The sequence below is a fragment of the Microbacterium sp. TPD7012 genome (assembly GCF_003075395.1).
In the GTDB taxonomy this organism is placed as follows: domain Bacteria; phylum Actinomycetota; class Actinomycetes; order Actinomycetales; family Microbacteriaceae; genus Microbacterium.
The window spans coordinates 76625-103050 of sequence record NZ_QDFV01000007.1 but is presented as its reverse complement, the minus strand read 5'-3'; the positions used below and the strand labels follow the sequence as shown (position 1 = coordinate 103050).

General features: G+C 70.2%; 31 protein-coding genes. 20 read left to right on the top strand and 11 right to left on the bottom strand.

What is annotated here, in order from left to right; all coding sequences use genetic code 11:
* Nucleotides 1–13: 13 nt before the first annotated feature.
* The 3 genes from DC434_RS17375 to DC434_RS17365 all read left to right on the top strand — a co-directional run bounded on the left by DC434_RS17375 (nt 14) and on the right by DC434_RS17365 (nt 3633).
* Nucleotides 14–892 carry a phospholipase gene (locus DC434_RS17375; protein ID WP_116636570.1) on the top strand — a complete coding sequence of 293 codons (879 nt, stop codon included), beginning with the start codon at nt 14–16 and terminating at the stop codon, nt 890–892.
* 75 nt (nt 893–967) lie between these two features.
* Nucleotides 968–2011 carry a glutaminase A gene (gene glsA / locus DC434_RS17370; RefSeq protein WP_116636569.1) on the top strand — a complete coding sequence of 348 codons (1044 nt, stop codon included), beginning with the start codon at nt 968–970 and terminating at the stop codon, nt 2009–2011.
* Complete coding sequence (locus DC434_RS17365; RefSeq protein WP_116636568.1) at nt 2008–3633, top strand: MFS transporter; 1626 nt, start codon at nt 2008–2010, stop codon at nt 3631–3633. Before glsA ends, DC434_RS17365 begins: the two co-directional genes overlap by 4 nt.
* 18 nt (nt 3634–3651) lie before the next feature.
* Here DC434_RS17365 and DC434_RS17360 read toward each other — a convergent pair whose 3' ends face one another.
* On the bottom strand, nt 3652–4200 hold the full coding sequence (locus DC434_RS17360; protein WP_116636567.1) for an XRE family transcriptional regulator: 549 nt from the start codon (nt 4198–4200) through the stop codon (nt 3652–3654).
* Between the two features lie 102 nt (nt 4201–4302).
* Between DC434_RS17360 and DC434_RS17355 the strand changes: the two genes are divergently transcribed.
* The 7 genes from DC434_RS17355 (at nt 4303) to DC434_RS17325 (ending at nt 9209) form a co-directional block, all read left to right on the top strand.
* Complete coding sequence (locus DC434_RS17355) at nt 4303–5022, top strand: AzlC family ABC transporter permease (protein WP_116636632.1); 720 nt, start codon at nt 4303–4305, stop codon at nt 5020–5022.
* Nucleotides 5019–5333 carry an AzlD domain-containing protein gene (locus DC434_RS17350; RefSeq protein WP_116636566.1) on the top strand — a complete coding sequence of 105 codons (315 nt, stop codon included), beginning with the start codon at nt 5019–5021 and terminating at the stop codon, nt 5331–5333. The genes DC434_RS17355 and DC434_RS17350 overlap by 4 nt, the downstream gene beginning before the upstream one ends.
* Before the next feature lie 49 nt (nt 5334–5382).
* The gene (locus DC434_RS17345) at nt 5383–5793 is read left to right on the top strand and encodes a histidinol dehydrogenase (RefSeq protein ID WP_116636565.1); all 411 of its coding nucleotides are present in this window, start codon (nt 5383–5385) and stop codon (nt 5791–5793) included.
* A 9-nt stretch (nt 5794–5802) separates the two neighbouring features.
* Nucleotides 5803–6123: a ferredoxin gene (gene fdxA, locus DC434_RS17340; protein ID WP_046013877.1), complete on the top strand. Its 321-nt coding sequence runs from the start codon at nt 5803–5805 to the stop codon at nt 6121–6123.
* An 8-nt stretch (nt 6124–6131) separates the two neighbouring features.
* Nucleotides 6132–7244 carry a succinyldiaminopimelate transaminase gene (gene dapC / locus DC434_RS17335; RefSeq protein ID WP_116636564.1) on the top strand — a complete coding sequence of 371 codons (1113 nt, stop codon included), beginning with the start codon at nt 6132–6134 and terminating at the stop codon, nt 7242–7244.
* A 192-nt stretch (nt 7245–7436) separates the two neighbouring features.
* Nucleotides 7437–8726 carry a citrate synthase gene (locus DC434_RS17330; RefSeq protein ID WP_116636563.1) on the top strand — a complete coding sequence of 430 codons (1290 nt, stop codon included), beginning with the start codon at nt 7437–7439 and terminating at the stop codon, nt 8724–8726.
* 12 nt (nt 8727–8738) lie between these two features.
* Nucleotides 8739–9209, top strand: coding sequence for an SRPBCC family protein (locus tag DC434_RS17325; RefSeq protein WP_116636562.1), 471 nt, complete (start codon nt 8739–8741; stop codon nt 9207–9209).
* A gap of 90 nt (nt 9210–9299) precedes the next feature.
* Here DC434_RS17325 and DC434_RS17320 read toward each other — a convergent pair whose 3' ends face one another.
* Nucleotides 9300–10694 carry a DEAD/DEAH box helicase gene (locus DC434_RS17320; RefSeq protein ID WP_116636561.1) on the bottom strand — a complete coding sequence of 465 codons (1395 nt, stop codon included), beginning with the start codon at nt 10692–10694 and terminating at the stop codon, nt 9300–9302.
* A 237-nt stretch (nt 10695–10931) separates the two neighbouring features.
* On the bottom strand, nt 10932–11885 hold the full coding sequence (gene dapD, locus DC434_RS17315; protein WP_116636560.1) for a 2,3,4,5-tetrahydropyridine-2,6-dicarboxylate N-succinyltransferase: 954 nt from the start codon (nt 11883–11885) through the stop codon (nt 10932–10934).
* 66 nt (nt 11886–11951) lie between these two features.
* Between dapD and dapE the strand changes: the two genes are divergently transcribed.
* From dapE to DC434_RS17300, 3 genes are all read left to right on the top strand, one after another.
* On the top strand, nt 11952–13025 hold the full coding sequence (gene dapE / locus DC434_RS17310) for a succinyl-diaminopimelate desuccinylase (RefSeq protein ID WP_116636631.1): 1074 nt from the start codon (nt 11952–11954) through the stop codon (nt 13023–13025).
* Nucleotides 13007–14224 (top strand): hypothetical protein, encoded by a 1218-nt coding sequence (locus DC434_RS17305; RefSeq protein ID WP_116636559.1) that lies wholly within the window; start codon nt 13007–13009, stop codon nt 14222–14224. Before dapE ends, DC434_RS17305 begins: the two co-directional genes overlap by 19 nt.
* A gap of 95 nt (nt 14225–14319) precedes the next feature.
* Nucleotides 14320–14493: a DUF3117 domain-containing protein gene (locus DC434_RS17300; RefSeq protein WP_017203323.1), complete on the top strand. Its 174-nt coding sequence runs from the start codon at nt 14320–14322 to the stop codon at nt 14491–14493.
* A gap of 97 nt (nt 14494–14590) precedes the next feature.
* Here the strand turns inward: DC434_RS17300 and DC434_RS17295 are convergent, their stop codons facing one another.
* The gene (locus DC434_RS17295) at nt 14591–15229 is read right to left on the bottom strand and encodes a class I SAM-dependent methyltransferase (protein ID WP_116636558.1); all 639 of its coding nucleotides are present in this window, start codon (nt 15227–15229) and stop codon (nt 14591–14593) included.
* 90 nt (nt 15230–15319) lie between these two features.
* On the opposite strand from DC434_RS17295, the gene DC434_RS17290 reads away from it, so the two are divergent.
* Nucleotides 15320–15691: a twin-arginine translocase TatA/TatE family subunit gene (locus tag DC434_RS17290; RefSeq protein ID WP_116636557.1), complete on the top strand. Its 372-nt coding sequence runs from the start codon at nt 15320–15322 to the stop codon at nt 15689–15691.
* Complete coding sequence (locus DC434_RS17285) at nt 15688–16314, top strand: hypothetical protein (RefSeq protein WP_133192837.1); 627 nt, start codon at nt 15688–15690, stop codon at nt 16312–16314. Before DC434_RS17290 ends, DC434_RS17285 begins: the two co-directional genes overlap by 4 nt.
* On the opposite strand, the gene DC434_RS17280 is transcribed toward DC434_RS17285, so the two are convergent.
* From DC434_RS17280 to DC434_RS17265, 4 genes are read right to left on the bottom strand one after another with little or no spacing between them, the layout of a single operon-like run.
* Nucleotides 16311–16805 (bottom strand): YcxB family protein, encoded by a 495-nt coding sequence (locus tag DC434_RS17280; protein ID WP_116636555.1) that lies wholly within the window; start codon nt 16803–16805, stop codon nt 16311–16313. The genes DC434_RS17285 and DC434_RS17280 overlap by 4 nt on opposite strands.
* Nucleotides 16806–16844: 39 nt before the next feature.
* Complete coding sequence (locus tag DC434_RS17275) at nt 16845–17966, bottom strand: Mrp/NBP35 family ATP-binding protein (protein WP_116636554.1); 1122 nt, start codon at nt 17964–17966, stop codon at nt 16845–16847.
* The gene (locus tag DC434_RS17270; RefSeq protein ID WP_116636553.1) at nt 17963–18511 is read right to left on the bottom strand and encodes a DUF1003 domain-containing protein; all 549 of its coding nucleotides are present in this window, start codon (nt 18509–18511) and stop codon (nt 17963–17965) included. Before DC434_RS17270 ends, DC434_RS17275 begins: the two co-directional genes overlap by 4 nt.
* Nucleotides 18511–19779, bottom strand: coding sequence for a CBS domain-containing protein (locus DC434_RS17265; RefSeq protein WP_116636552.1), 1269 nt, complete (start codon nt 19777–19779; stop codon nt 18511–18513). The genes DC434_RS17270 and DC434_RS17265 overlap by 1 nt, the downstream gene beginning before the upstream one ends.
* Before the next feature lie 87 nt (nt 19780–19866).
* Between DC434_RS17265 and DC434_RS17260 the strand changes: the two genes are divergently transcribed.
* The 5 genes from DC434_RS17260 (at nt 19867) to DC434_RS17240 (ending at nt 22977) form a co-directional block, all read left to right on the top strand.
* The gene (locus tag DC434_RS17260; protein ID WP_243408995.1) at nt 19867–20580 is read left to right on the top strand and encodes a general stress protein; all 714 of its coding nucleotides are present in this window, start codon (nt 19867–19869) and stop codon (nt 20578–20580) included.
* Entirely contained in the window at nt 20577–21149 is a 573-nt protein-coding gene (locus tag DC434_RS17255; protein WP_116636551.1) for a DUF4870 domain-containing protein, read from the top strand. Before DC434_RS17260 ends, DC434_RS17255 begins: the two co-directional genes overlap by 4 nt.
* Nucleotides 21149–21799, top strand: a complete 651-nt coding sequence (locus DC434_RS17250; protein ID WP_116636550.1) for an alpha/beta family hydrolase — start codon at nt 21149–21151, stop codon at nt 21797–21799. Before DC434_RS17255 ends, DC434_RS17250 begins: the two co-directional genes overlap by 1 nt.
* A gap of 23 nt (nt 21800–21822) precedes the next feature.
* The gene (locus tag DC434_RS17245; RefSeq protein WP_116636549.1) at nt 21823–22209 is read left to right on the top strand and encodes a VOC family protein; all 387 of its coding nucleotides are present in this window, start codon (nt 21823–21825) and stop codon (nt 22207–22209) included.
* 108 nt (nt 22210–22317) lie between these two features.
* On the top strand, nt 22318–22977 hold the full coding sequence (locus tag DC434_RS17240) for an HAD family hydrolase (protein ID WP_165808119.1): 660 nt from the start codon (nt 22318–22320) through the stop codon (nt 22975–22977).
* Nucleotides 22978–22984: 7 nt separating this feature from the next.
* Here DC434_RS17240 and DC434_RS17235 read toward each other — a convergent pair whose 3' ends face one another.
* From DC434_RS17235 to DC434_RS17225, 3 genes are read right to left on the bottom strand one after another with little or no spacing between them, the layout of a single operon-like run.
* The gene (locus DC434_RS17235; RefSeq protein ID WP_116636547.1) at nt 22985–23893 is read right to left on the bottom strand and encodes a phosphotransferase; all 909 of its coding nucleotides are present in this window, start codon (nt 23891–23893) and stop codon (nt 22985–22987) included.
* A 9-nt stretch (nt 23894–23902) separates the two neighbouring features.
* Nucleotides 23903–25345, bottom strand: coding sequence for an aminopeptidase P family protein (locus tag DC434_RS17230; RefSeq protein ID WP_116636546.1), 1443 nt, complete (start codon nt 25343–25345; stop codon nt 23903–23905).
* A gap of 37 nt (nt 25346–25382) precedes the next feature.
* On the bottom strand, nt 25383–26405 hold the full coding sequence (locus DC434_RS17225; RefSeq protein WP_116636545.1) for an endonuclease/exonuclease/phosphatase family protein: 1023 nt from the start codon (nt 26403–26405) through the stop codon (nt 25383–25385).
* Between the last annotated feature and the right edge of the window lie 21 nt (nt 26406–26426).

Sequence of the window (26426 nt, the reverse complement as noted above, 5' to 3'; positions counted from 1 at the left end):
CGAAAGTCGAACCATGCTCCATGAAACCCGTGCGCTTCGGCGCGCCTCCGCCGCGGCATCCGCGCGCGCCACGACCCGCCGTCCGATGATGATCCTCGGGACCGCCGCCGCCGCTCTCCTCGGCATCACCCTCACCGCCGGCATCGTGTCTGCCCCGGCCGCCGGCGCCGAGATGCCGGACGCGACGGCCGCCGTCGCGCAGCTGGTCGCCGGCACCGAGTCCCACGCGAAGGTCGCGGACGACGCGGCGGTGCCGCTGGTCGATGCGAAGGATGCCGTGCTGAGCGCGCAGGCTCTGACGTACGACGTGACCGCCTCGGGTCTCGACGTGAGCGCCGCCCCGCCCGTCGACGTGTCGGAGCTGCAGGACGACATCGACGCGCTCGAGGACCGCGACGCGATGTCGCCCCTGGTCGTCACGGTCCTCGCGGGCGAGGTGGAAGCCGAGACGAAGGCGCTCGCCACGGCGACCGTGGCGCTGCAGGGCGCCTTCACCGCTGCGCAGGAGAAGAAGGCCGCGGATGACGCCGCCGCCGCGGCCGCCGCCGAAGCAGAGGCCGCCGCCGCGGCTCTCGCCTCCGCGAACACGGTCGAGGGTGCGAAGGCCACCGCTCAGCAGATGATGTCGAGCCGCTACGGCTGGGGAGGCGACCAGTTCTCCTGCCTGGAGTCGCTCTGGAACAAGGAGTCCGGCTGGAACTACCAGGCGTACAACCCCAGCGGCGCGACGGGCATCCCGCAGGCCCTTCCCGGCAGCAAGATGGCGTCGGAGGGCAGCGACTGGGAGACGAACGCCACGACCCAGATCGCCTGGGGTCTCGGCTACATCTCGTCCGTCTACGGCACTCCGTGCAGCGCCTGGGGGCACTCGCAGGCCACGAACTGGTACTGATCCTCTGGTCGGAGGGCCCGACGAACGCTACGGTGTGACTGACGGCTGGGGACGTCTCCGATCCGAGGAGGACGCGTGCTCGACCCCGCCGCCTGGCTCGACGTCCCGCAACAGGTGTCCACCGGCACGCTGCCCGGCTGGGACCGCGTCGAGGACATCGTCCGAGAGGCGCACTCCCGGTTCTCCGGTGAGCACGGCGGACGCGTCGCCGACTACATCCCGGTGCTCGCGGAGGCCGCCCCCGATCTCTTCGGCCTCGCGGTCATCGAGGTGGGCGGCGGTCTCCACGACGCCGGTGACGCGCTGCATCCGTTCTCGATCCAGTCGATCTCGAAGATGTTCGTCTATGCCCTGGCGATCCAGGAGCACGGGCATGAGCGTGTGCGCGACATCGTCGGGGTGAACAACACTGGGCTCGCCTTCAACTCCGTCGTCGCGCTCGAGCTCAACGACGGGCATCCGATGAATCCCATGGTCAACGCCGGGGCGATCGCGACGACCGCGCTGATGCCCGGATCGACGACGGCCGAGCAGTGGGAGCGCGTCCGCGAGGGGCTCTCGGCCTTCGCGGGGCGCTCGCTGAGCCTGGACGGCGTCGTGTACGCCTCCGAGGCGGCGACGAACGAGCGCAACCGCGCCCTCGGGTGGCTGCTGCGCAGCTACGGCCGGCTCAGCGGCGATCCCGACGAGGTCGTCGACGTCTACACGCGTCAGTGCGCGCTCGGCGTCACCGCCCACGACCTCGCCGTGATGGGGGCGACGCTGGCCGACGGCGGCGTGAACCCGGTGACGGGGGAGCGCGTGGTCTCGGCGGAGGTGTGCCGGGACACGCTCGCCGTGGTCGCGTCGAGCGGGCTCTACGAGCGCTCGGGGGACTGGCTCTTCGAGATCGGGCTTCCGGCGAAGTCCGGCGTCGCCGGCGGGATCGTGGCCGTCGCACCCGGCAAGGGCGCGGTGGCCGGATTCTCGCCGCGACTCGACGATGCCGGCAACTCCGTGAGAGCGCAGATGGCGATCGGCTACCTGTCGCGAGCGCTCGGTCTGAACCTCTTCGCCTCGGCTCCCGCGCCGGAGCATTCCGCCGCTGTTCCTCGATCCCCCGAGCAGGAGAAGCCATGACGCAGACAGAGCAGCCCGAGACCAAGACCTCCTGGCTGCCGATGGTCAGCCTGTTCCTCGCGCAGGTGCTGATGTCGTTCAACGTGGCCGCACTGCCGATCTCGCTCGGCGGGATGGTGAGCGACTTCGGGGTGCCTCCGACCGTCGCGAGCACGACCATCGTGATGTACGGCCTGGCGGTGGCCGCACTGGTGATGACGGGCGCGAAGCTCGGCCAGCGCATCGGCTGGGTCCTCATCTTCCGGATCGTGATCGCGCTGTTCGCGGCATCCTCGATCATGATGCTGGTCGCGCCGACCGTGGGATGGGCGATCGCGGGTCAGGCGGTCGCGGGGTCCGCTGCGGCGATCATCGTGCCGTCGATCGTCGCCCTCATCGCCGAGAACTACCGCGGGGCGCAGCAGGCGACCGCGATCGGCGCCATCGGCTCGGCGCGGGCGATCTCCGGCGTCAGCGCCTTCCTGATCGGCGGCACGCTGGGAACCCTCGTCGGGTGGCGGCCCATGTTCTTCATCGTGCTCGGGATCGCCGTGCTGGTCTTCGCGCTCAGCTTCACGCTGCGCGGCGACCGCGGCGACGCCTCGATCCGCATCGACCTGGTCGCCTCGCTGCTGATCGGCGCGGCGATCGTGCTGCTCACGCTGGGGTTCAACAACCTGAACGCGTGGGGTGCGGTCGCGGCGACGGACGCGGCACCCTTCAGCATCGTCGGGCTCTCGCCGGCTCCGGTCTTCGTCGTCGTCGGTCTCGTGCTCGGGCAGGGCTTCTTCCTGTGGACGAGGAAGCGGATGGCGGAGGGCAAGGTCCCGCTGATCGACCTGAGCGTGCTCGGCTCTTCGCGGGAGCGTGCCGCGGTGTACGCGATGTTCATCGTCGTGGCTCTGGAAGCGTGCGTGAACTTCACGATCCCGCTCTACATCCAGATCGTGCAGGGGCGCACGCCGTTCGACACCTCGATCGCCATGATGCCGTTCAATCTCACCGTCTTCATCACGGCGACGCTCGTGGTGCGGTTCTACAGGCGGTTCCCGCCGCGCACGATCGGCGTCTTCGGCTTCATCCTCACCACGGCGGCTCTGGTCTGGCTCTCGTTCGTCGTGAGCAACAACTGGGAGACGCTGCCGACCATCCTCGGCCTCATCGTGTTCGGCATCGGCCAGGGGGCGCTCGTGACCCTGGTGTTCAACGTGCTGGTGACGGCGGCTCCCGCCGAGCTGGCGGGCGATGTGGGATCGTTGCGCGGCACCACGCAGAACCTCGCCTCGGCGGTCGGAACCGCGCTGGCCGGGGCCCTGCTGGTGTCGCTGCTCGGTCTCAGCATCGGACGCGCGGTCGTCGAGCATCCGGATCTTCCGCCGGCGCTGGTGGCCCAGGTCGACATGGACAACCTCAACTTCGTCAGCAACGACGATCTCCGGACCGCGCTCGAAGCGACGGATGCGACGCCCGAGCAGGTCGATGCGGCCGTGGTCGTCAACGAGGAGGCGCGCCTGGGGACGCTCAAGCTCGGCCTGCTCCTGCTGGCCGGGATCAGCGCTCTCGCGATCCTCCCGGCGTCGCGGCTGCCGCAGTACCGGCCGCACGAGATCCCCGATCCCTCGCCCGCGGGCGGTGCCGAGTGAGTGGGGAGCGGGGGACGATCAGCGCAGCTCGGAGATGAGCACGGCGCTCGTGCCGGATGCCGTCGCCTCGAAGATGTGCGGCGCGTCGCCGGCGTACGTCAGGTAGTCGCCGGGGTTCAACAGGATCGGCTCCGTCACCGGCCCGACCTGTGCCTGCCCGGCGATCAGGATGACGTGCTCGATGGTCCCGGCGTGATGCGGGTCGGAGAGCCGCGGGTCGCCGGGCTCGGCCTGGATCAGGTAGACGTCGCGGCGGGCCCCCGGAGGGCTGGCGGACAGCAGCGTCGCGCTGTAGGCCGCGGCGGACGACGGTACGCCGGCGAGATCGTCGGCACGGATCAGCGTCGGCGCGTTGGACTGCTGGTCGACGAGCACCGCGAAGGGGACGCCGAGTGCGACGCCGAGAGCCCACAGCGTCTCGACGCTGGGGTTGCCCGCACCGCTCTCGAGCTGGGACACGGTCGCCTTGGACACGCCGGCGCGCCGCGCGAGTTCGGAGACCGAGAGGCCGACGGTCTCGCGCTCGCGGCGGAGAGTGCGGGAGATACGGGTGCGGAGATCCTCCATGTGTTCATCATGTCAAACGATCGTTCGCTTGACTATCCGTTCTTCGGTGTTCAGAATGATAGGCATGTGTTCACCAGATCGAACGAGCCTGGGATCGGCGCGATGACCGCCGAGCGTGAGGTCTGGCGGGAAGCTCTCGGCGTCGTGCTGGCGACGAGCGCCTACGGCATCTCGTTCGGGGCGCTCGCCGTGGCATCCGGTCTCGATGTCTGGCAGACCTGCGTGCTGAGTCTGCTCATGTTCACGGGCGGATCGCAGTTCGCGTTCGTCGGGGTCTTCACCGCCGGCGGGTTGGCCGCGCTGCCCTCGGCCGTCGCCTCCGCCGCGCTGCTCGGGGTGCGCAACGTCGCCTACGGGATGCGCATGTCGCCCCTCGTCGGAGGCGGACCCGTGCGGCGAGCCGCCGCTGCGCATTTCACGATCGACGAGTCGACGGCAGTGGCGATCTCGCAGACCGTCCCGCGCCTGCGGCAGGTCGGCTTCTGGGTGACCGGCATCGGCATCTTCGTGGGCTGGAACATCACGACGCTGGTCGGCGCGCTCGTCGGCGACGTGCTCGGCGACCCCCGCACCTGGGGGCTGGATGCGGCGGCGGCCGCCGCGTTCCTCGCGCTGCTCTGGCCGCGACTGAAGCAGCGCCAGGCGATCGCCGTCGGCGTGGCGGCGGCCGTCGTGGCGGCAGCGCTCACCCCGTTCCTCATGCCGGGGCTGCCTGTGCTCATCGCCGCCCTGGTGGCCATCGTCGTCGGCTGGTTCAACTGGCTCGGACGCCCGCCGCAGCAGACACCCGTGGCGGACTCCGGAGCGGAGGAGGGGGCATGAGCCTGTGGAGCGCGATCCTGCTCGCCGCGCTGATCTGTCTCGCGCTGAAGGCGGTCGGGTACCTCGTCCCGCCGAAGCTGCTCGAAGCGCCGCGGCCCGCGCGCATCTCGGATCTGCTGACGGTCGCACTGCTCGCGGCTCTCGTGGCGGTGCAGACTCTCGGCGACGGCCAGGCGATCACGGTGGATGCGCGCGTGCCCGCGCTGCTGGTCGCCGGCGGTCTCCTCTGGCTGCGCCAGTCGTTCCTCGTCGTCGTGGTCGCGGCCGCGCTCGTCGCGGCGCTCCTGCGGCTCTTCGGTCTCGCGGCGTGAAGCCGAGGCCCCACTCCGGATCCACAGGCCGCGCCGGTAGGATCGAGGGGTGCGTGTGAGCTGGGTGTCGAGAGTCCTGTCGTGGGTCGCGGCCGCCCTCGTGGGCGGCGTCTACGGTGTCGCCGGGACGATCGGGCACAGCCTCATGTGGGGCCCGATCCCGGTCGGGCTGATCGTCGGGGCGATCGCGTGTGCGGCGATCCTCATCGCGGTCCGCGCGCTCACCCACGATCGGGGCGCCGCCGTCGCCGCCGGCCTCGGCATGATCGGGATGCTCGTGCTGATCTCCGGCGTCGGACCCGGCGGTTCGGTCGTCGTGGCCGACTCGCTCGCGGGACGGATCTGGACTTATCTGGTCGCCGGCCTCGTGCTGCTCGTGGTCGCCTGGCCGTCGCTCTCGCGGCTTCCCGTGCGCACGGAGACCCCCTCTGCGGAGCAAGCGGTCGCCCGCGAGTCGTAGACTGGGGGAGTGACGTATGTGATCGCCCTCCCGTGCGTCGATGTCAAGGATCGCGCCTGCATCGACGAGTGCCCCGTTGACTGCATCTACGAGGGTGAGCGCTCGCTGTACATCCATCCGGACGAGTGCGTCGACTGCGGTGCCTGCGAGCCGGTGTGCCCGGTGGAGGCGATCTACTACGAGGACGACCTGCCCGACGAATGGCAGGACTACTACAAGGCCAACGTCGAGTTCTTCGACGAGATCGGATCGCCCGGCGGCGCCGCGAAGGTCGGCGTGTACACGTTCGACCACCCGATCATCGCCGCTCTGCCGCCTCAGGGCGAGTAGGCGCCCCTGTGAGCGTCCGCGACCTCGCCGACTACCCGTGGGACGCCGTGGTGCCGTTCCGCGACCGCGCCGCGCAGCATCCGGGTGGTCTGGTCGACCTGTCCGTCGGCTCTCCCGTCGATCCGACGCCGGAGATCATCCGCCGGGCTCTGGCCGAGGCGACCGACGCGCACGCGTACCCGCAGACTCTCGGCACGCCCTCGCTGCGCGAGGCCATCGTCGCCTGGTACGCGCGTCGGCGCGGCGTGCCCGACCTCACGGTCGACAACGTGCTCCCGACGATCGGCTCCAAGGAGCTGGTCGCCCTGCTCCCCACGCTGCTCGGGCTCGGCGCGGGCGACATCGTCGTGCATCCGCGCGTCGCCTACCCGACCTACGAGGTCGGTGCCCGCGTGGTCGGTGCCGAGCCGGTCGCCGCGGACGACCCCGCCGAGTGGCCCGAGGGTGCGAAGCTCATCTGGATCAACACGCCGGGCAACCCCGACGGACGCACCTGGACCGTCGACGAGTTGGCCGCGGCGGTTCGGCGTGCGCGTGAGCTCGGCGCGGTGCTCGCGAGCGACGAGTGCTACGCGGAGCTGGGCTGGGACGGGCCGTGGGCGACCGAGCCCATCCCGTCGATCCTCGACCCGCGCGTGACGGGCGGACGGCGGTCGAACCTGCTCAGCGTGTACTCGCTCAGCAAGCAGTCGAACCTCGCCGGGTATCGCGCCGCCTTCGTCGCGGGCTGCGCCCACATCGTCGGCGATCTCCTCACGGCCCGGAAGCATCTGGGGCTGATGCCGCCTGCGCCCGTGCAGCACGCCATGGCGAGGGCACTCGGCGACGACGAGCATGTCGCGGTCCAGAAGGAGCTCTACCGTGAGCGCCGCGATGCGCTGCGTCCGGCGCTGGAGGCCGCGGGCTTCCGCATCGACGGCTCCGAGGCGGGGCTGTACCTCTGGGCGACCGAGGGGCGGGATGCCTGGGAATCGATGGGCCGGCTCGCCGATCTCGGCATCCTCGCGGGTCCGGGTCCGTTCTACGGAACGGCGTCCGGGCAGCACGTGCGGCTGGCGCTGACCGCGGCGACCGACCGCGTCCTGGAGGCCGCGCGACGCCTGAATGAAGGAAAGCTGTAGATTCCCTCGTCAAATCCGCCGTCCGTTTGGCGGATGTCACAGTAGGCCTGCGTGCCTACTAGGCTGTAAAGGCGATTCGGTCGGGTACCGACCTGGTGCCTCAGCGCCGTGAGATCGCCAGTTCCGGCTTGATCAAGATCTTGTCCGACACCGACGCGACGAGCGGGGGTCGGACACCAGGAGGAGGTCCGCGTGAGCGCAGCGGCAGACCAGACGGCGAAGCTGACGATCGGCGACACGACCGCCGAATTCCCGCTGGTGCGCGGCACGGCAGGCCACGACAGCATCGACTTCTCGACCCTGACCCGGCAGACCGGCTACACCGGTCTGGACTACGGATTCGTCAACACCGCGTCGACCAAGTCGGACATCACCTTCATCGACGGAGACAAGGGCATCCTGCGCTATCGCGGGTACCCGATCGAGCAGCTGGCCAACTCCACGAGCTACCTCGAGGTCGCCTGGCTCCTCATCTACGGTGAGCTGCCGTCGGCCTCCGAGCTCGCCGAGTTCGACGAGAAGATCCGTCGTCACACGCTGCTGCACGAAGACCTCAAGCGGTTCTTCTCGGCCCTGCCGCACACCGCGCACCCGATGTCGGTGCTGTCCTCGGCCGTCGCCGCGCTCTCGACCTACTACGAGGGCCAGACCGACCCGCACAATCCCGAGCACGTCGAGCTGAACATGATCCGCATGCTCGCGAAGCTTCCGGTGATCGCGGCGTACGCGCACAAGAAGAGCGTCGGCCAGGCCTTCCTCTACCCGGACAACTCGCTCGGGTTCGTGGAGAACTTCCTCAAGCTGAACTTCGGCGTGCTCTCGGAGCCCTACGAGATCAACCCGGTCATGTCCAAGGCTCTCGAGCTGCTCCTCATCCTCCACGAGGACCACGAGCAGAACGCGTCGACCTCGACCGTGCGCCTGGTGGGTTCCACGGGCGCGAACCAGTTCGCGTCGATCTCGGCGGGCATCCAGGCCCTCTCCGGTCCGCTCCACGGCGGGGCGAACGAGGCCGTCCTCACGATGCTCGGCCAGATCCGCGACTCCGGTCAGAGCGTCTCGCGCTTCGTCGAGCGGGTGAAGAACAAGGAAGAGGGCGTGAAGCTGATGGGCTTCGGGCACCGGGTCTACAAGAACTACGACCCGCGCGCCAAGCTCGTCAAGGAGGCCGCGGACGAGGTGCTGTCCTCGCTGGGCGTCACCGACCCGCTGCTGGACCTCGCGAAGGAGCTCGAGGAGCTCGCGCTCGCCGACGACTACTTCCGCGAGCGCCGTCTGTACCCGAACGTCGACTTCTACACCGGCGTCATCTACAAGGCGATGGGCTTCCCGACCCGGATGTTCACGGTGCTCTTCGCGATCGGCCGGCTGCCGGGCTGGCTCGCACAGTGGCGCGAGCTGCAGCTCGACCCGCAGACGAAGATCGGTCGCCCGCAGCAGCTGTACACGGGGTCTCCGGAGCGCACGTTCCAGACCCGCTGACACCGGCGTCCGATGCCCGTCGTCAGCGCCGAAGCCGTCGTGCCGGTGGACCCGGCGACGGCCTTCGCCGTCTCGCAGACGACGGGAGCGATCCGTCGACGCTGGGATCCGTTCATCAGCGAACAGCATTTCCTGGACGAGGCGGATGCTCCGGCCAAGGGTGTGCGCACCTTCACCCGGCAGCGTCTCGGCTTCGCCATGGTGAGCAGCTACGTCTCCTATGCGCCGCCGACCAACGTCGGAATGGTGATGGAGACGGGGCCGTGGTTCTTCGAGAAGCTCGGCGGAGGGTGGCGGTTCACGGCCGTGGCTGGCGGCACGCTGGCCGTGTGGAAGTACAACTTCTCCTGCCGACCGGTCTGGCTCGCACCGATCGCCGAGTGGCTCGGCGCGCGGGTGCTCGGCTTCGAGATCCGGCGACGTCTCGCGGGCTTCGTCCGCGGGTGCTCCGACCCGGTGGTCCTGGACGCGGTGCGGCGCTGACGCCCCGCCACGGGGACGCAGAAGGTCGCCGCGCGAATGCGCGGCGACCTTTCGCGTCACCTGATCTGCGAGCGGATCAGGTGGGGAGACTCAGCGTCCCTGGTAGCCGCGACCGCCCTGGCCCTGGCGCGAGGCGCCGCCCTGACGGGCCTGGCCGCCCTGGCCCTGGCCGCCCTGGCCCTGGCCGCCCTGGCCGGAGCGGGGACGACGGCGACGTGCCGGGGGCGTGGAGGCGCCGGCACGCTCTCCGCCGGCCGGACGCTGCTTGGCCTGACGCTGCGGCTGCTGCGCCTGGATGGGAGCCGGACGCACGTGAGCCGCGCGCTCGGGCACGAGACCGGTGATGGCATCCTGCGTCGCGTTCTCGAGCGGTGCGTCGATCGCGGCCTTGCGCAGCAGGTCCTTGACGTCGCGACGCTGCTCGGGGAGCACGACCGTGACGACGGTTCCTGCGGCGCCGGCGCGAGCGGTGCGACCGGAGCGGTGCAGGTACGCCTTGTGCTCGACGGGCGGGTCGACGTGGACGACCAGGTCGACGTTGTCGACGTGCACGCCGCGGGCGGCGACGTCGGTCGCGACGAGCACGCGCACGCCACCCTTGTCGGGAGCGGTCGAGAAGGCGCTGAGGTTGCGCTCGCGCGCGTTCTGCGACAGGTTGCCGTGCAGGTCGACCGCGGGGATGCCGGCGGCGGTGAGCTGCTTGGCGAGCTTCTTCGCCTGGTGCTTCGTCCGCGTGAAGAGGATGCGGCGACCCGTGCCGGAGGCGAGGTCGCGCACGAGAGCGGTCTTGTTGTCCGTCGAGTCGACGACCAGCACACGGTGGGTCATCTCGCCCACGGGCACGCTCTCCTCATCGACCTCATGGCTCACGGCGTTCGAGAGGAAGCGACGGGCGAGAGTGTCGATGCCGCGGTCGAGGGTCGCGCTGAACAGCAGGCGCTGACCGCCCGCCGGGGTCGCGGTGAGGATGCGGGTGACACCCGGCAGGAAGCCGAGGTCGGCCATGTGGTCGGCCTCGTCGAGAACGGTGACCTCGACCGCGTCGAGCTGCACGACGCGCTGCTTCATGAGGTCTTCGAGACGGCCGGGGCACGCGACGACGATGTCGACGCCGCTGCGCATGGCCTGCTCCTGCGGGCGCTGGCTGACGCCGCCGAACACGGTGGTGACGCGCAGGCCCTTGGCTGCCGCGAGCGGCGCGATGGTCGCGGCGATCTGGGTGGCGAGCTCGCGGGTCGGAGCGAGCACGAGACCACGCGGGTGGCCGGGGCGGCTCGTGCGCGACGAGGCGGCGAGGCGGGAGACGAGGGGGAGCGCGAAGGCGATCGTCTTGCCGCTGCCGGTGCGGCCGCGGCCGAGCAGGTCGCGGCCGGCGAGGGAGTCGGGAAGCGTGTCGCGCTGAATCGCGAACGCCTCGGTCTTGCCGTCCTTCGAGAGGACGGCGGCGAGGTCGGCGGGCACGCCGAGATCGAGGAAGGAAGTCATAGGGTATATCTCCGAGAGTGCACGCGCGAACCATCAGGGCCGGGTGCGGAAGGTGGGCGACGGCGCGGGATCGCGCATCGTTTCGCCGTTCGAAATGGCCAGAACCAGGCAAGTGGCGCGGGAGCGTGTCGACGACGCAGACGTCTCGCACTGCGAGGAGCGTCATGCCGACACTATCACGCACAACCTGTGTGCCGGCCCGCCACGCCCGGCGGACGCCGTCGGACGGGTCAGGGATCAGGCGTGCAGCGCCTCGTTCAGGGTCACGCCGATGCCGGCGCGGCGCACGGCCTCGACCGCGCCGCTGAGCGAGTTGCGGCGGAACAGGAGCCCGTCCTGGCCGGAGAGCTCGGCGCCCTTGACCGTGACGCGACCGCCGTCAGCGGTCTGCGGGCCGTCGACGAGCACGATCTTCGTTCCGGCCGTGACGTAGAGCCCCGCCTCGACGACGCAGTCGTCTCCGAGCGAGATGCCGATCCCCGCGTTCGCGCCGAGAAGGGTCCTCGACCCGATCGAGACGCGGTGCGTGCCGCCACCGGACAGCGTGCCCATGATCGACGAGCCGCCTCCGATGTCGCTGCCGTCGCCGACGACGACGCCCTGGGAGATGCGTCCCTCGACCATCGACGCGCCCAGCGTGCCGGCGTTGAAGTTCACGAAGCCCTCGTGCATGACGGTCGTGCCGGGGGAGAGGTACGCTCCGAGGCGCACGCGCGACGCGTCGGCGATCCGCACGCCGGCGGGCTGCACGTAGTCGGTCAGGCGCGGGAACTTGTCGAGTCCCTGCACCTGGATGCCGGCGCGCTGCAGCAACGGACGCAGGCGGGCGGCGTCCGCGGGGTGCACGGGGCCGGCGTTCGTCCACGCCACGTTCGGCAGGTGGCCGAAGATGCCGTCGAGGTTGAGCTCGTTCGGTCGCACGACCAGGTGCGAGAGCGCGTGCAGGCGCAGGTAGGCGTCAGACGTGGAGGCAGGCGGGGCGTCGAGGTCGATCTGGAGCTGGACGACCTCGACCGTGACCTTGCGGCGGTCATCCGGGCCGGTGAGCGCCTCCCAGGTGGCCGCTGCGGCGGCGGCATCGCCGGCCGTCGGCGATCCGACGCCGACCTCGGGGTACCACGCGTCGAGCACCGTGCCGTCTCCGGCGATCGTGGTCAGTCCGATGCCCCACACGCTGCGCGATTCACTCATGCTTCCACGCTATCGCGCCCGCCGATCGACCACGTCGCACATGACGGTGTAAGTAGGCTGGTGGACATGCTGCTCGATCTGACCGCGTCCTCCGTGGAACTCACCCGCGCACTCTGCGACATCCCGAGCGTCTCGGGCGATGAGAAGGCCCTCGCGGACGCGATCGAGGCGGCCGTCGCTCCCCTCGCGCATCTGGAGGTGATCCGCCACGGCAACACGATCGTCGCGCGCACGAACCTCGGCCGCGCTCAGCGCGTCGCGATCGCCGGGCACATCGACACAGTGCCGATCAACGAGAACGTGCCCACGAAGGACATCGAGATCGACGGGGTCCCCTTCCTCTGGGGGCGCGGCACGGTCGACATGAAGGCCGGGACGGCGGTGCAGCTCAAGCTCGCCGCCGAGCTCGCCGAGCCCGCGATCGACGTCACCTGGATGTGGTACGACAACGAGGAGGTCGAGGCCTCGAAGAACGGTCTCGGGCTCCTCGCGGCCGTGCGCCCCGACCTGTTCCAGGCGGACTTCGCCATCCTGGGCGAGCCGTCCAACGGCGAGGTCGAGGGCGGATGCAACGGCACGCTCCGCGCGATCGTCCGCACCACCGGCGTGCGGGCGCACGCGGCACGCGCGTGGATCGGCGAGAACGCGATCCACCGCGCCGCGCCCATCCTCACCCGTCTGGCCGAGTACCGGGCCAAGGAGGTGCCCGTCGACGGGCTCCTGTACCGCGAGAGCCTGAGCGCCGTGCGCATCGCCGGCGGTGTCGCCGGGAACGTGATCCCCGACGCGTGCGAGGTCGAGGTGAACTACCGCTTCGCTCCGAGCAAGTCGGCGGCCGACGCCGAGGCGCACGTGCGCGGCGTGCTCGCCGGGTTCGACGTCGAGATCACGGATGCTGCAGAGGGAGCCCGCCCCGGGCTGGACGCCCCGATCGCGCAGCAGTTCGTCGCGGCCGTGGGCGCGGAGCCACGACCGAAGTACGGCTGGACCGATGTCGCGCGCTTCTCGGCGCTCGGCATCCCGGCGGTGAACTACGGCCCCGGCGATCCCCACCTGGCCCACCACGACGAGGAGCGCGTGCCTCTGGCGCAGATCGACGCCGTGGAGCGGGGCCTGCGCGCATGGCTCACCTCGCACTGAGCGCGGCCCGTCGCTGGGCGCAGGCGCCCCTCGCCCTGCGCATCGCGGTGATCTATCTCGTCGCACGTGTCGTCACCACGGGGTTCTTCCTCGCGGCGGCTTCGGTCTCGACGTCGCTGTCGCGCTTCGGAGCGGATGCCGGACTCATCGACTTCGTGCTCGGCTGGGACGCGCAGTGGTACTGGCTGGTCGCCGAGAGCGGGTACCCGGCCGAACTGCCGCTGACCGATTCCGGCGATGTCGCGGAGAACGCCTGGGCGTTCATGCCGGTGTTCGCATATGCGGCGAAGGCACTCGGCTTCGTGTTCGGCTCGTGGGGCGCCGGAGCATTCCTGCTTTCCTTCGTCGCCGGGTACCTCGCCTGTCTGGCGCTGCACCGACTGCTACGCGATCGCATCGGGGCCTCCGCCGCGACCTGGGCCGTGGTGTTCTTCGCCGCAGGTCCCCTCGCCGCGATGTTCCAGGTGGGTTACGCAGAGACGCTGTTCCTCCTGCTGCTCTTCCTGGCGCTCGACGCGATGACCCGTCGACGATACGCGTGGCTCTATGTGCTCATCCCGGTGATGGCCTTCACCCGGCCGGGAATCCTCGCCTTCGCGCTCTACATCGGACTGCACGGCATCGTCCGGTGGGTACGTCGCCGCGACGATCCCCTCACCGGTGTCGAGATCGCGCACATCGTCGCCCTGGGCGCTCTCGCGACCGCGACCGGCTTCGCCTGGCAGCTTCTCGCCGGCATCGTCACGGGCGATCCGGGCGCCTATCTCGCCACGGAGCTCGCATGGCGGCGGCACTGGATCGCCGGCGGCGTCGAGGGATTCGTGCCGTTCGAGGGGTGGGTGCAGGCGTCCCAGTTCTGGTTCGGGCTGTGGGGGCTGCCTGGGTGGGCGGGGCCGGTGGCACTGGCGCTCCTGGTCGTGGCCGCCGGAGCCGCGCTGCTGTACCTCCCGCAGGTGCGCGCCGTGGGGACGGACCTGCGACTGTGGAGCGCGAGCTATCTGCTGTATCTGCTCGCGGTGTTCTTCCCGCAGTCGAGCACCTTCCGGCTGCTGCTGCCGCTGAGCCCGATGTGGGGAGCGCTGGCTGTGCCGCGATCACGGTGGTGGCGAGTCGGTGTCCTGGTGCTCTGCCTGGTCGGTCAGTGGGCCTGGATACTCCCGATGTACGCCCTCGGGAACACGTTCTGGCAGGTGCCCTGAGAGTGAACGCTCATCGCTTTTCTTCACAGGTGACGTCCAGGCGCCGGTGACACCCGATAAACTCATTCCATACCACCGGAGGAAAAGGAGCCACGATGGCAGCGATGAAGCCGAGGACCGGAGACGGACCCATGGAGGCCGTGAAAGAAGGGCGACTCATCATCGTGCGCGTTCCGCTCGAAGGCGGCGGCCGTCTGGTCGTCTCCGTGAACGACGCCGAGGCCAAGGAACTTCACGACGTGCTGGCCGCCGTCGTGGCACCGGCCTGATTGACCCCGGATCCGCGATGCGGGTCTGCGAGGGCGATGGATCTCCGGATCCGTCGCCCTCTTTCTCGTTCCGGGTGGCTGACGTCCGGAACGAGAGTCAGGCGCGATCGGCGATGCTGACCAGCTGAAGGAGCCCTTCGCCGGCGGGGGAGACCGTCGCGAGCACGGCCGACGACTCCTGCGTCTCCTGCACGAGCGAGCGGTACGCCGCGGTGATCTCGTCGCGCTGCACGGGATCGGCGACGCGGCCGCCGCCGAGCACGCGCGGAACGAGCACGATGCCGCCGGCGCGGGCGAGGCGCAGACCGTGTTCGACATACTCGATGACGTTCTCGGGGTCGGCGTCGACGAGCACGATGTCGTAGGAGGCCTCGTTCATGCGGGGAAGCACATCGGAGGCGCGTCCGGTGATGAAGCGGGCCTTCGTCGAGGGCACTCTCGCATCGGAGAATGCCTGGCGGGCGGCGGCGAGATGCTCCGGCTCGTTGTCGATCGAGGTCAGCACGGCCTGCGGCGCTCCACGCAGCAGCCACAGTCCCGAGACGCCGGCTCCCGTGCCGATCTCGACGATCGAGCGGGCGGCGGTCGCGGCGGCGATCACGGCGATCTGCGATCCGACGACGGCGCTGACGGGCGCCGCTCCCAGTTCGACCGCGTGGGCCCGGGCGCGCGCGATGGCATCCGGCTCGATGATGGACTCGCGAAGGAAACGCGCGTTCGCTTCGTGCTCGCTCATGGCCTGCCTTTCCGTGCTTGCACTGTGATCGATCTCAGCGTATTCGCTCGGTGTGCGCGGGGAGTGCAGGCGCGGCGGTAGCCTGTACAGATGACGTTCGGGCTCACTTTCGAGAAGCTGCTGCTGATCGGCCTCATCGCGGTGCTCATCATCGGCCCTGAGCGTCTTCCGCGGGCCGCAGAGGGATTCGCCCGCATGGTCCGCAAGGTCGGCGAGTACGTCCGCGACACGAAGTCGAAGATGCGTCAGGAGATGGGTCCCGAGCTCGATGACGTCGACTGGCGCAAGCTCGACCCGCGGCAGTACGACCCGCGTCGGATCATCCGCGATGCGCTGATGGAGGAGCCGCAGCCCGCGACCGCGACGAAGGCGCGAGCCACCATCGCCGAGCCCGTCGCACCGCGTGCGCCGCAGACGTTCAGCGCCGAGAACCGGCCGCCGTACGACCCCGAAGCCACGTGAACCCTGCGGGGTCGCACCTTCGCCCCGCAGCCCGACTCCGCCTCGCGGTGGTCGCCGCGGTGCTCGGCACCGTCGGCGGCGCGCTGATCTGGATGCTCTGGGTCCTGCCGATCGTCGCCTCCGTCGACCGCGCGGAGCCTCATCCGCTCGGCGACGCGATCGTCGTCGATCTCGATGCGGATGAGCGCGCGGGCATCTGGGCGCAGGGGATCTCCGCGAACCTCGGAAGCCTGGAGTGCGTCGTCGTCGCCCCCGGTGGCGAGCCCGTCGCGCAGCGCGGGGCGCCGGCGCTCGACTGGAGCAGCACCCTCTGGTGGATGACGCCGAAACCGGGATTCGAGCAGACCGCGCAGTTCACCGCACCGGCCGCGGGGCCATACGAGGTCCGGTGCGCGGATTCGCTCGACATCTACGACGGCGCGTTCCTGATCGCAGGCGACTCGTTCGGCGGCGGGAGCATCGGACTCGGCCGCGGAGGCGGCGCCGACTACCCGATCGGGACGATGCTGTCGTTCGGGGCGGTCTTCCTCCCGCCGTTCGCGGTCGCGGTGACGATCATCGTGCTGATCCGCGTCGCGGCGTCGCGCCGGACCAGGCGTCGTGCGGAGGGCATGGCTGCCTAGGCGATCTTCGCGCGGAGCGTGGCGACGTCCTCGTCGCTCAGCAGCGCGCGCGGGATCGCCGTCGCGACAGAGGCGTCGCGCAGCTTCAGCAGCACGGCGTCCGCGCCCACCCTGACGCCCTGGAACGTGCTGTAGGCGATGGTCGAGCGACGGTCGCCGCTGCCCACCTGCAGCACCTCGTCCTCCAGCGAGACCCAGACGAGCGTCGCCGGTGGCATCGCGGCGCGCACGGCGTGACGGGCGCTCGAGACGGACATGACGATCGCGATGACGGCGAGGGCGATCACCAGCGGCGGCATCCATGCGGCGAGACCGCCGTCGTCCTCGCCGGCGGCGACCAGCCCCGACAGGTTGAGGATGCTGATGCCGAGGGCCGCGGCGAGTGCCACCCACATGATGATCGCGACCGGGCGTGTGAGCGAGTAGACGGCGGCATCGCGCGCCATCCGTCGGAGCAGGCTCTCATCGATCGTGAGGGAGCGAGGGGGCATCGTCCCATTCTCCCACGGGGCCTTCGGGCCGTCGGCTGCTCAGCCGATCGACATCGGCAGCGATCGTCCGGCGAGACCGCGACCCTGACCGGCGAGGGAGCGCGCGAGCGCGCGGATCGTGGTGGCGGCGGCATCCGTCGACTCCGTCGTGACGATCGGGATGCCGACGTCGCCGCCTTCGCGCAGCGCCGGACTCAACGGGATCGACGCCAGCAGCGCCACGTCGTCGCCGCCCTCGGACAGTGCAGCGGCCACAGCCGCGCCGCCGCCCGACCCGAACAGGTCGACGACGGTGCCGTCGGGGAGGGTGTACGCGGCCATGTTCTCGACGACCCCGATCACGCGCTGCCCGGTCTGCCGCGCCACGAGGCCGCTGCGGATGGCGACGTCGGATGCCGCGGCCTGCGGCGTCGTCACCACCAGGACCTCCGCGTGAGGCAGCAGCTGTCCGATCGAGATGGCGATGTCGCCGGTACCCGGGGGCATGTCGATCAGGAGGATGTCGAGATCGCCGAAGAACACGTCCGTGAGGAACTGCGAGACCGTGCGGTGCAGCATGGGCCCTCGCCAGGCGACCACGGCCTCGCCGTCGCGGAGGAACATGCCGATAGAGATCGTCTTCACGCCGTGCGCGACCGGAGGGAGCATGAGATCGTCGATGCGCGTCGGCTGGGTTCCCGCCGGGATGCCGAGAAGACCGGGGATCGAGAAGCCGTGCACGTCGGCGTCCACGAGCCCGACGGACAGGCCCTGATCGGCGAGGGCGACGGCGAGGTTCGCGGTGACCGTCGACTTGCCCACACCGCCCTTGCCGCTGGAGACGAGGATGACCCGGGTGAGCGATTCGGGGCCGAAGGGCATCTGCCGCGCCGGGCGTCCGTCGCGGAGCTTCTCGGTCAGCGCCTTGCGCTCGGCCGGAGTCATCACGCCCACCGAGACGTCGACGGCGGCGATGCCGGGAACGGATGCCGCGGCCTCCCGCACATCCGATTCGATGCGTGCGGCGGCGGGACAGCCGACGATCGTGAGCACGATCCCGACCCGCGCCCGGTCGCCGTCCACCTCGATCTCGCGCACCATGTCGAGGTCGCCGATCGGACGGCGCAGCTCCGGATCCGTGACCGCGGCCACGGCGGCGCGGACTCTGTCGGCCGCTGTCATGAGGCGGCGCCGGAGCGCTTCTCGGCGTCGTGCCTGTCGTCGTGCTTCTCATCGTGTTTCTCGTCGGAGCCGAGCTCCGCGAGCAGCGCCTTCAGCTCGTTGCGCAGGACATCGCGGGTGACGAGCTGCGTGTTGCGCTCTTCGAGCGCCATGCGCAGCGCGACGATCTCGCGCGCGAGGTACTCGGTGTCGGCGAGGTTCCGCTCCGCGCGCTGACGGTCCTGCTCGATCTGCACCCGGTCGCGGTCGTCCTGGCGGTTCTGCGCGAGCAGGATCAGCGGCGCGGCGTACGAGGCCTGCAGAGAGAGCATGAGGGTGAGCGCGGTGAAGCCCAGTGCCGCATCGTCGAATCGCAGATGATCGGGCGTCAGGGTGTTCCAGAGGATCCAGGCCACGCAGAACAGCGTGAGCATCAGCAGGAACGCGGGGGTCCCCATCGCGCGGGCGACCCATTCGGTGAACCGGCCGAAGCGGTCGCGTGAGGTGGGGCGGGCGCGTGTGGTGCCCCGACCGAGGGGCGCGTCGAGGCGGGGCGAACGTGCCATCAGCGCACCTCTTTGGCGGTCGGCGTCGGCTCGTCGTCGTCATGCGAGCGCCAGTCGTCCGGCAGGAGGTAGTCGAGCACGTCGTCGATGCTGACCGCGCCGACGAGGCGACGCGCGGCATCGACGACGGGAAGCGAGACGAGGTCGTAGCTCGCCAGGAGACGCGCGACCTCGGCGGCGGACGCGTTCGCGGGCACGGGCTCGAGACTGTCGTCCATGATCCCGCCGAGACGTTCGTGCGGCGGATAGCGCAGCATCCGCTGGAAGTGCACCATGCCGAGGAGGCGGCCGGTCGGGGTCTCGAACGGCGGGAGGGTCACGAACACGGCTGCCGCCAGCGCCGGGTGGAGCTCATGCCGACGGATCAGCGCCAGGGCCTCGGCGACCGTGGCATCCGCCGAGAGGATGATCGGCTCCGGGGTCATCAGACCGCCGGCGGTGTCCGGGCCGTAGCGGAGGAGCATCCTGACGTCCTCTGCCTCCTCGGGCTCCATCAGCTCGAGGAGCTGCTCGAGCCGGTTGGGCGGCAGCTGGGCGAGGAGGTCGGCGGCGTCGTCCGGCTCCATCTGGTCGAGGATGTCGGCGGCGCGCTCGTCGCCGAGGCGATCGAGGATGTGGACCTGCTCGTCTTCGGGCATCTCCTCGAGGGCATCGGCGAGACGATCGTCCGACAGCTCCTCGGCGACCTCGATCATGCGCTGCTGAGGAAGATCGAGCAGCGTGTTCGCGAGGTCGGCGGCATGCAGCTCCGAGTAGGAGGCGACGAGCTGCTCGGCCGACTGGGCCTCGCCGGGGGAGTGCTGCTCTGCGACCTCGTTCCACGCCGCGAATGTCGTCGGCCCTTTCGCGAACGGCGAGGCGCTCGTCTTCGGGCGGCGGAGGAACAGTTGGCTGACGGCCCATTCCCCGAGTCGGTTCGGCTCGATCGCGACGTCCTCGATCACGGCCGTGCCGGTGCCGTCGACGAGGTTCACGCGACGGCCGAGGAGCTCGGCGAGCACACGGACCTCACCGGCGCGCGGAGAGAACCGGCGCACGTTGATCAGACCGGTCGTGATGACCTGCCCGGCGCGGATCGATGTGACACGCCCGATGGAGAGGAAGACGTGGCGGCGGCCCGGGATCTCGACCACGAGGCCGATGACGCGAGGAGCAGCGGTACTTCGGTACACGATGACGACGTCGCGGACTTTGCCGAGGCGGTCGCCCAGGGGGTCGAAGACGGCGCACCCGGCCAGGCGCGCGGCGAAAACCCTTTGTGTGCTCACCTGCCCAGCGTAGTGCGCGGGCCCGAGAGCCGCCGTGAGGGTTGCGCTCCCCGGGCCCGGGATGGCAGGGCGTGGAAGAATAGCCGGATGAGCATGTTGAACCGTCCTGTGAACGGTACCGAGACCGGCGAGATCGTCGCGTCGACGCGCGACTACGAGAGCGCGCAGAAGACGGTCTCGAAGCTGATCGCCGGGGAGGTGCCCGCGCGGGACATCGCGATCGTCGGCCAGAGTGTTCGCACCGTCGAGAGGGTGACCGGCAAGCTCGGCTATGCCGCTGCCGCCCGCTCCGGTGCCATCAACGGCGTGCTGCTCGGGCTCTTCCTCTCCGCGATCCTCGTGCTGGGCAACCCCGAGGTCCCGATCCAGCTGTTCGTCGGCTTCGTGTTCATCGGCGTGGCCGTGGGAATGCTGCTGAGCCTCGTGACCTACGCGATCGTGCGTCGTCGCCGCGACTTCGCGAGCGTCACCCAGTTCGCCGCGGACCACTACGAGGTCACGGTGATGCCCACCTCGCTCTCCAAGGCTCGTCAGGTGCTCGGCTCGGCGCACGTCGCCCCGGTGCGACCCCCGGTGAACCTCGACGAGCCGCCCCGGTACGGGGAGCGGATCCCGGCCGGCGCTCCGGCGCCGGCGCCCGAGCCCGCTGCGGAGCCGGTGGTGCCGCCGCGCCCGGCCGACCCGGTACCGCAGCCGGTACCGCAGCCGGAGGGGACGACGCCCGAGACGCCCGCACCGGGTCCCGTCGATGAGCCCGGTGTCGCGACCCAGGTCGAAGGCCCGCGGGACGACACTCGATGACCTCGCACGACCCTCAGACGCCGGGCGAGTTCACGCCGCCGCCTCCTCCTGCACCGCCGGCGGCGCCCGCGTATCGGCCCCTGCCCGCACCGGGGGCTCCGGGCGGCTACGCCGCTCCCGGGCACGTCGCGCCCGGGTACCCGGCGCCCGGATATCCCGTGTACCCGGCGGCCGTGCCGCCGCGTGGCCTGCTGCCCTGGGTGCTCGGGTTCCTGATCGTCATCCCGTTCCCGTTCGCCGGCGGTCTCGCCTCCGGAATCGCGATGGCGGTGAGCGGCGGATCGTCTCTCCGCGCGGGCGGCACGGCGCGCGAGAACGCGCGGGCGGCGCGGAACTGGGGACTCACCTACCTGATGGTGTCCACGCTCCTGCTCATCCTGCACTTCGTGCTGCTGTTCGTCCTCACGTCGCAGTCGCCGACGACGGGCTTCTACCCGCTCGGCATCCCGATCACCGTGTACTTCGCGCTGTCGCTCGCCCACCTCGTGATCGTGATCATCGGCACGGTGCGGGCGTCCTCGGGCAAGGTCATGCGCGTGCCGTTCGCGATCCCCTTCCTGCGCTCCTGATGGTCCGGATCGCCGTCGAGCTGCCGACCGGACCGACGACGGTCTCCGCGGATTGGTCCTCGGGTGAGAACGGCGTGACGGTCATCGTCGCGCATGGGGCGGGCACGGGGAAGGATCATCCGTTCCTCACCGGGTTCGTCGATGCGCTCGGCGAGGCGGGCTTCTCGACCCTGCGGTTCAACTTCCCCTACGTCGAGCAGGGGAGGCGGATGCCGGGCCCGGCGACGCACGCGATCGCGACCTGGAATGCGGTGGTGGCCTTCGCCCGAGCCGCCGCCCCCGACGCGACCGTCTGGGCGACCGGGAAGTCCTACGGCGGACGGATGGCGTCCATGGCCGTCGCCGACGGCCTCGCCGTCGACGGGCTCGCGTACCTCGGCTATCCGCTGCATGCCCCCGGAAAGCCGGAGAAGCCGCGGATCGAGCACCTCCCGGCCATCGCCGTGCCGCAGCTGTTCGTGGAGGGGACGAACGACCCGTTCATCCAGCCGATCTCCCAGTTCGAGGATGCGGTCGCGACGTGTCAGAACGCGGAGGTCGTCTGGATCGAGGGTGGAGGGCACACCTTCGAGGTGAAGGGGCAGAAGCGCCCGGCATCCGAGATCGGTGCGTCTCTGGCGCCGATCGTCGCGGAGTTCGTGCGCCGCTGAGTGCGAGGAACGAGGAGGCAGTCGTGAAGGGTATCCACCACGTGGAGATCTGGGTCGCCGATCTCGATGCGGTCGTCGACTCCTGGGACTGGCTGTTCACCGCGCTCGGCCTCCCCTGCACGGGGGAGTGGCCGAGCGGTCGGACCTGGGACGCCGGTGGGGCATACGTGACGCTGACGAACTCGCCGAACCTCTCGGCCGCCGATCATGACCGCCGTCGTCCTGGGATGAACCACCTTGCGCTTTGGGGAGGATCCCGGGCGGAGGTCGATGCGGTCATCTCCGCGGCTCCGGTCAACGGCTGGCAGCCGCTCTACAAGGAGCGCTATCCGCATGCCGGCGGACCCGACCACTACGCGGGATGGCTGGAGAACGCCGACGGGTTCAAGGTCGAGATCGTCGCGAACTGACATCGTCCGTCCCCGCGTGCGAGCGATGATGGATCAGAAATGCTCGCGCGGGCCTCGAGTCAGCAGCGTTTCTGATCCATACAGATGGCTTACGGGAATGCTTCCGCCATGTCTCTCGCGTTGTTCGACCTCGACGGGACACTGGTGGATCAGGAGAGCGCCGCAAAGCGATGGGTGAAGGATCTCGTGCGAGCTTCTTCGCTCCCGGATGCCCTGGTGACTCCGATAGCGACTGCGCTGTCGCAGCGTCGACCGAAGGGTGAGGTGTTCGCCGACATCGTGGAGGAGTTTTCGCTGCCGTGGGATCCAGAAGCGCTGTGGGAACAATACCGGGTGCAAACGCCCGGCCTGGTCCAATGCGCAGCCGCGGACCTTGACGCTCTGCGGCGGCTCCGTGACGCCGGTTGGACACTCGGGATCATCACCAACGGCGAAACAGACAATCAGGAAGGCAAGATCCGCAGCACCGGGCTCTCCGACCTGGTCGACGGGTGGGCGATCTCGGCGGAGGCGGGCTATCGGAAGCCCGATCCCGCGCTCTTCCGATTGATCGCCGACAGACTCGGTAAGCCCCTCGACGGCTGGATGGTCGGAGACGGACTCGACGCAGACATCGTCGGTGGAGCGGCCGTCGGCCTGCAGACGATTCTGATCGCCAAAGACTCCTCCGAATCACGCGACGCGATGGCTGGGCGGGTGCCTCCGACCGCTATCGTTCCTGATGTCGCGACCGCCGCCGGGCTGATTCTCGACGCATCGCACGACTGAGCTGCCTTCACGCCGTCAGCCCCGACAGCTCTTCATCCTCCAGCAGCCGCCGCATCGTCGAGATGCCCAGTGCGCTCATCGGCGGATTCGACTCCTCGTAGTACCAGACGAGGCCCATCGCCTGCTGGAACGCCCATGCCGCTCCGCGCAGCCACTCCCCATCGCTTGCGCCGACACCGTCGCGCAGCATCCGGCGTCGCGGGGCATCGAACAGATGCCACGCGGCGACGAGGTCGAGCGCCGGGTCGGCCGGTCCGAAGCTCCCGCCGTCCAGGACACCGGCGAGCCGATCGTCGCCGTCCCGCTCGGTGACGAGGAGGTTGAACGGGGTGAGGTCGCGATGACTCATGACGTCGGGCCCGGCTGCCGGCAGCACGCGCAGCGACGCCCAGAGCTCTGCGGCCCGACGGGTGTCGAGCAGGTGTCCGCTCTGCGCGAGACACGTCGTGATCCACTCGTCATGATCGGGGAGATGCCCGCCGCGACCGGCGCCGTCGAACACGCGCCCGCCGACCGGGACGCTCCGCATCGTCGTGATGAGCGTCACGATGTCACGGGCGAGAGAAGCGGATGCCGCGTGCCGATCGTGCCCGGCCACCTCGCCGTCGAGCCACGTCTGCACGGACCACGCCGAAGCGAACCCGTCGGAGGCGCTCGCGACCCCGTAGGGACGTGCTGCGGGGAACGGGCTGGCGTCGGCCAGCTCGGCCATGGCGTCGGCCTCGGCCCGCAGCTCCGCCTCGGACGCGCCGAGGAGCGGGAACCGCGCGACCAGTTCATCGCCCAGTCGCATGATGGTGTTCACCGTGCCGGTCGTGGGCACGCGCCGCAGCGGCCGACCGCGCAGCTCTGGGAAGCGTGCGGCGATCAGCCGCTCGGCGAGATCGTCGTCGAGCGGCAGCTCGCCCTCGTGCACCGGGATCGCTCAGCTCTGGACGCGGGCGATCCAGGCCTCGACCTCGTCGGCGGTGCGGGGGATTCCGGCCGAGAGATTCACGGGGCCGTCGGCGGTCATCAGGATGTCGTCCTCGATGCGCACGCCGATGCCGCGGAGCTCCGCGGGGACCGTGAGGTCGTCGATCTGGAAGTAGAGGCCCGGCTCGATCGTGAACACCATGCCGGGAGCGAGGATGCCGTCGTAGTACATCTCCCGCCGCGCCTGCGCGCAGTCGTGCACGTCGATGCCGAGGTGGTGCGACGTGCCGTGCACCATGTACCGGCGGTGCTGTCCGCCGGCATCCGCGTCGAGGGCCTCCTCGGCCGTGACCGGCAGCAGACCCCACTCGGCGGTGCGCGCGGCGATCACGGTCATCGCCGCGGCGTGCACATCGCGGAACCGCACGCCCACTCGTGCGGCGGCGAAGGCGGCATCCGCGGCCTCGCGCACGGTCTCGTAGACACGACGCTGCACCTCGGTGAACGTGCCGGACACCGGCAGTGTGCGGGTGATGTCGGCCGTGTACAGGCTGTCCGCCTCCACACCCGCGTCGACGAGGATCAGATCGCCGGGGACGACGCTGCCGTCGTTGCGGGTCCAGTGCAGGTAGCACGCATGCGGGCCGGATGCCGCGATGGTGTCGTACCCCTCGCCGTTCCCGTCCTCGCGCGCGCGACGGTGGAAGACGCCCTCGACCACGCGCTCTCCCCGAGCATGGTCGATCGCCTGCGGCAGTTCGCGGATGATGTCGTCGAAGCCCTGCGCGGTGATGTCGACGGCGCGGCGCATCTCGGCGATCTCGAACTCGTCCTTGATCAGGCGCAGCTCGGAGACGACGCGGGTGAGCGCCTCATCCTCGTCGAGAACGAGTTCGCCGTCCGCTGGCGCGAACTCCTCGAGGTGCGCGGTCTCGATGGCGAGGTCGGCCGAGACGCCGGCGAGCGACGGGCGCGGGCCGATCCAGAACTCGCCCACCGTGGCGTCGGCGTAGAACTCGGTCGTGGTGCGGTCCGCGCGCTCGCGGAAGTAGAGGGTGATGTCGTGTCCGGCATCGGTCGGCTCGAAGACGAGGATCGAGTCGGGCTCGGCGTCCGACGCCCATCCGGTGAGATGAGCGAACGCCGAGTGCGCGCGGAACACGTAGTCGGTGTCGTTGCTGCGCTGCTTGAGAGAGCCGGCGGGGATCACCAGTCGCTTGCCCGGGAAGGCCGCGGAGACCGCTGCGCGGCGCGTCGCCGCGAACGCGGCCTGTGCCCGCGGAGCCGGAAGCGTCTCCGGTCGCTCGGCCCAGCCGGTCGAGATCGTGTCGAGGAAGCCCTGGGGGAACGGCTGCTTGCGGTTGGTGCTGCTGTTCTCGACGGTCTCCGTCGTGACTTCGGCGGGGATCTCTGCGGCGGCGTCTGCGATCGTGTCGCGCTCTGCGGTGCTCATCCCTCCAGTCTGTCATCTGGCGGGCATGCGCAGAAGCTCAGCCGGCCGGCTCCAGCTGCACGACGAGGGCGCGGTGGTCGCTTCCGCCCGCGTCGTCGAGCACGACCGAGCCCGAGGGCGTCCAGTTCTGCGAGACCATGACGTGGTCGATCGGTGCCCCCGCGAGCGGAGGGAGCGAACTCGGCCACGTGCCGGTCATGCCGTTGCCGGTGCGCGATGCCACATCGCGGCAGTATCCGATGTCGCCGCCGTCCATGCCGAGCGGCGCCATGTGATCGATGGTCGCGTTGAAGTCGCCGGCGAGGATGAAGTCGCCCTGGGGGCACTGGTCGGCGATCCACTGCAGGTCATGCCGCCACTGCTCCATCTCCTCCATACGCGGCGCCACCGCATGCACGGCGACGATCGTGGGGCCGGCGCCGTCGATGGGCATGAGCACCGCGCTCGGCACCGAGCCCGTGTTGCTCGTGCCGTCCTTCGACGACTCGATCACGGAGTACTCGCCGAGGTCGGGGGCGACCAGCACCGTCGTCTGCCAGGACTGCGGCCCGTCCTGCACGTCGGGGCGGAACTGCACGTGATGCACCCACATCGGGTGCCCCTGCTCGCGCAGCATCAGCGCGATCTGCTCTCCGACCGCCTGGGTGGTCTCCGGGAGCGCCACGATGTCGGCGCCCTGCTCGAGGATCTGCTGCGCGATGTGCTCGGCCGAGACCGCCTCGCCCGCTGTGTTCCAGGTCAGGACGCGGACGCTTCCCTCGCCCTTCCCCGGGAGGGCGGACGTGCCGAAGCCGCGCACGGCTCCGATGGCGCCGATCGCTCCCGCTCCGAGCAGGGCCACGATGAGCACCGATGCTGCGAACCCACGCAGCGGACGGGCGAACAGGAGCAGGAGAGCGAGCACCGCCACGATCAGGAATCCCGCCAGAACCGGCCCGCGAGCCGACACGAGCTGCGCGAACGGGTAGGTCTGCTCGAGGTGGAAGAACTGCGGCCACACCACGATCGCCGTCGCGATCGCGAGCAGCACGGTGAACAGGACCCCCAGTAGTCGAAGCATCCCGACAAGCCTAGAAGCGCC

Excerpts from the sequence above, each read along its gene's own strand:
- DC434_RS17375 (WP_116636570.1), top strand. The coding sequence starts at position 14 with ATGCTCCATGAAACCCGTGCGCTTCGGCGCGCCTCCGCCGCGGCATCC.
- DC434_RS17365 (WP_116636568.1), top strand. The coding sequence starts at position 2,008 with ATGACGCAGACAGAGCAGCCCGAGACCAAGACCTCCTGGCTGCCGATG.
- DC434_RS17360 (WP_116636567.1), bottom strand. The coding sequence starts at position 4,200 with ATGGAGGATCTCCGCACCCGTATCTCCCGCACTCTCCGCCGCGAGCGC.
- DC434_RS17355 (WP_116636632.1), top strand. The coding sequence starts at position 4,303 with ATGACCGCCGAGCGTGAGGTCTGGCGGGAAGCTCTCGGCGTCGTGCTG.
- DC434_RS17350 (WP_116636566.1), top strand. The coding sequence starts at position 5,019 with ATGAGCCTGTGGAGCGCGATCCTGCTCGCCGCGCTGATCTGTCTCGCG.
- DC434_RS17325 (WP_116636562.1), top strand. The coding sequence starts at position 8,739 with ATGCCCGTCGTCAGCGCCGAAGCCGTCGTGCCGGTGGACCCGGCGACG.
- DC434_RS17320 (WP_116636561.1), bottom strand. The coding sequence starts at position 10,694 with ATGACTTCCTTCCTCGATCTCGGCGTGCCCGCCGACCTCGCCGCCGTC.
- dapD (WP_116636560.1), bottom strand. The coding sequence starts at position 11,885 with ATGAGTGAATCGCGCAGCGTGTGGGGCATCGGACTGACCACGATCGCC.
- dapE (WP_116636631.1), top strand. The coding sequence starts at position 11,952 with ATGCTGCTCGATCTGACCGCGTCCTCCGTGGAACTCACCCGCGCACTC.
- DC434_RS17305 (WP_116636559.1), top strand. The coding sequence starts at position 13,007 with ATGGCTCACCTCGCACTGAGCGCGGCCCGTCGCTGGGCGCAGGCGCCC.
- DC434_RS17300 (WP_017203323.1), top strand. The coding sequence starts at position 14,320 with ATGGCAGCGATGAAGCCGAGGACCGGAGACGGACCCATGGAGGCCGTG.
- DC434_RS17295 (WP_116636558.1), bottom strand. The coding sequence starts at position 15,229 with ATGAGCGAGCACGAAGCGAACGCGCGTTTCCTTCGCGAGTCCATCATC.
- DC434_RS17290 (WP_116636557.1), top strand. The coding sequence starts at position 15,320 with ATGACGTTCGGGCTCACTTTCGAGAAGCTGCTGCTGATCGGCCTCATC.
- DC434_RS17280 (WP_116636555.1), bottom strand. The coding sequence starts at position 16,805 with ATGCCCCCTCGCTCCCTCACGATCGATGAGAGCCTGCTCCGACGGATG.
- DC434_RS17275 (WP_116636554.1), bottom strand. The coding sequence starts at position 17,966 with ATGACAGCGGCCGACAGAGTCCGCGCCGCCGTGGCCGCGGTCACGGAT.
- DC434_RS17270 (WP_116636553.1), bottom strand. The coding sequence starts at position 18,511 with ATGGCACGTTCGCCCCGCCTCGACGCGCCCCTCGGTCGGGGCACCACA.
- DC434_RS17260 (WP_243408995.1), top strand. The coding sequence starts at position 19,867 with ATGAGCATGTTGAACCGTCCTGTGAACGGTACCGAGACCGGCGAGATC.
- DC434_RS17255 (WP_116636551.1), top strand. The coding sequence starts at position 20,577 with ATGACCTCGCACGACCCTCAGACGCCGGGCGAGTTCACGCCGCCGCCT.
- DC434_RS17250 (WP_116636550.1), top strand. The coding sequence starts at position 21,149 with ATGGTCCGGATCGCCGTCGAGCTGCCGACCGGACCGACGACGGTCTCC.
- DC434_RS17240 (WP_165808119.1), top strand. The coding sequence starts at position 22,318 with ATGTCTCTCGCGTTGTTCGACCTCGACGGGACACTGGTGGATCAGGAG.
- DC434_RS17230 (WP_116636546.1), bottom strand. The coding sequence starts at position 25,345 with ATGAGCACCGCAGAGCGCGACACGATCGCAGACGCCGCCGCAGAGATC.
- DC434_RS17225 (WP_116636545.1), bottom strand. The coding sequence starts at position 26,405 with ATGCTTCGACTACTGGGGGTCCTGTTCACCGTGCTGCTCGCGATCGCG.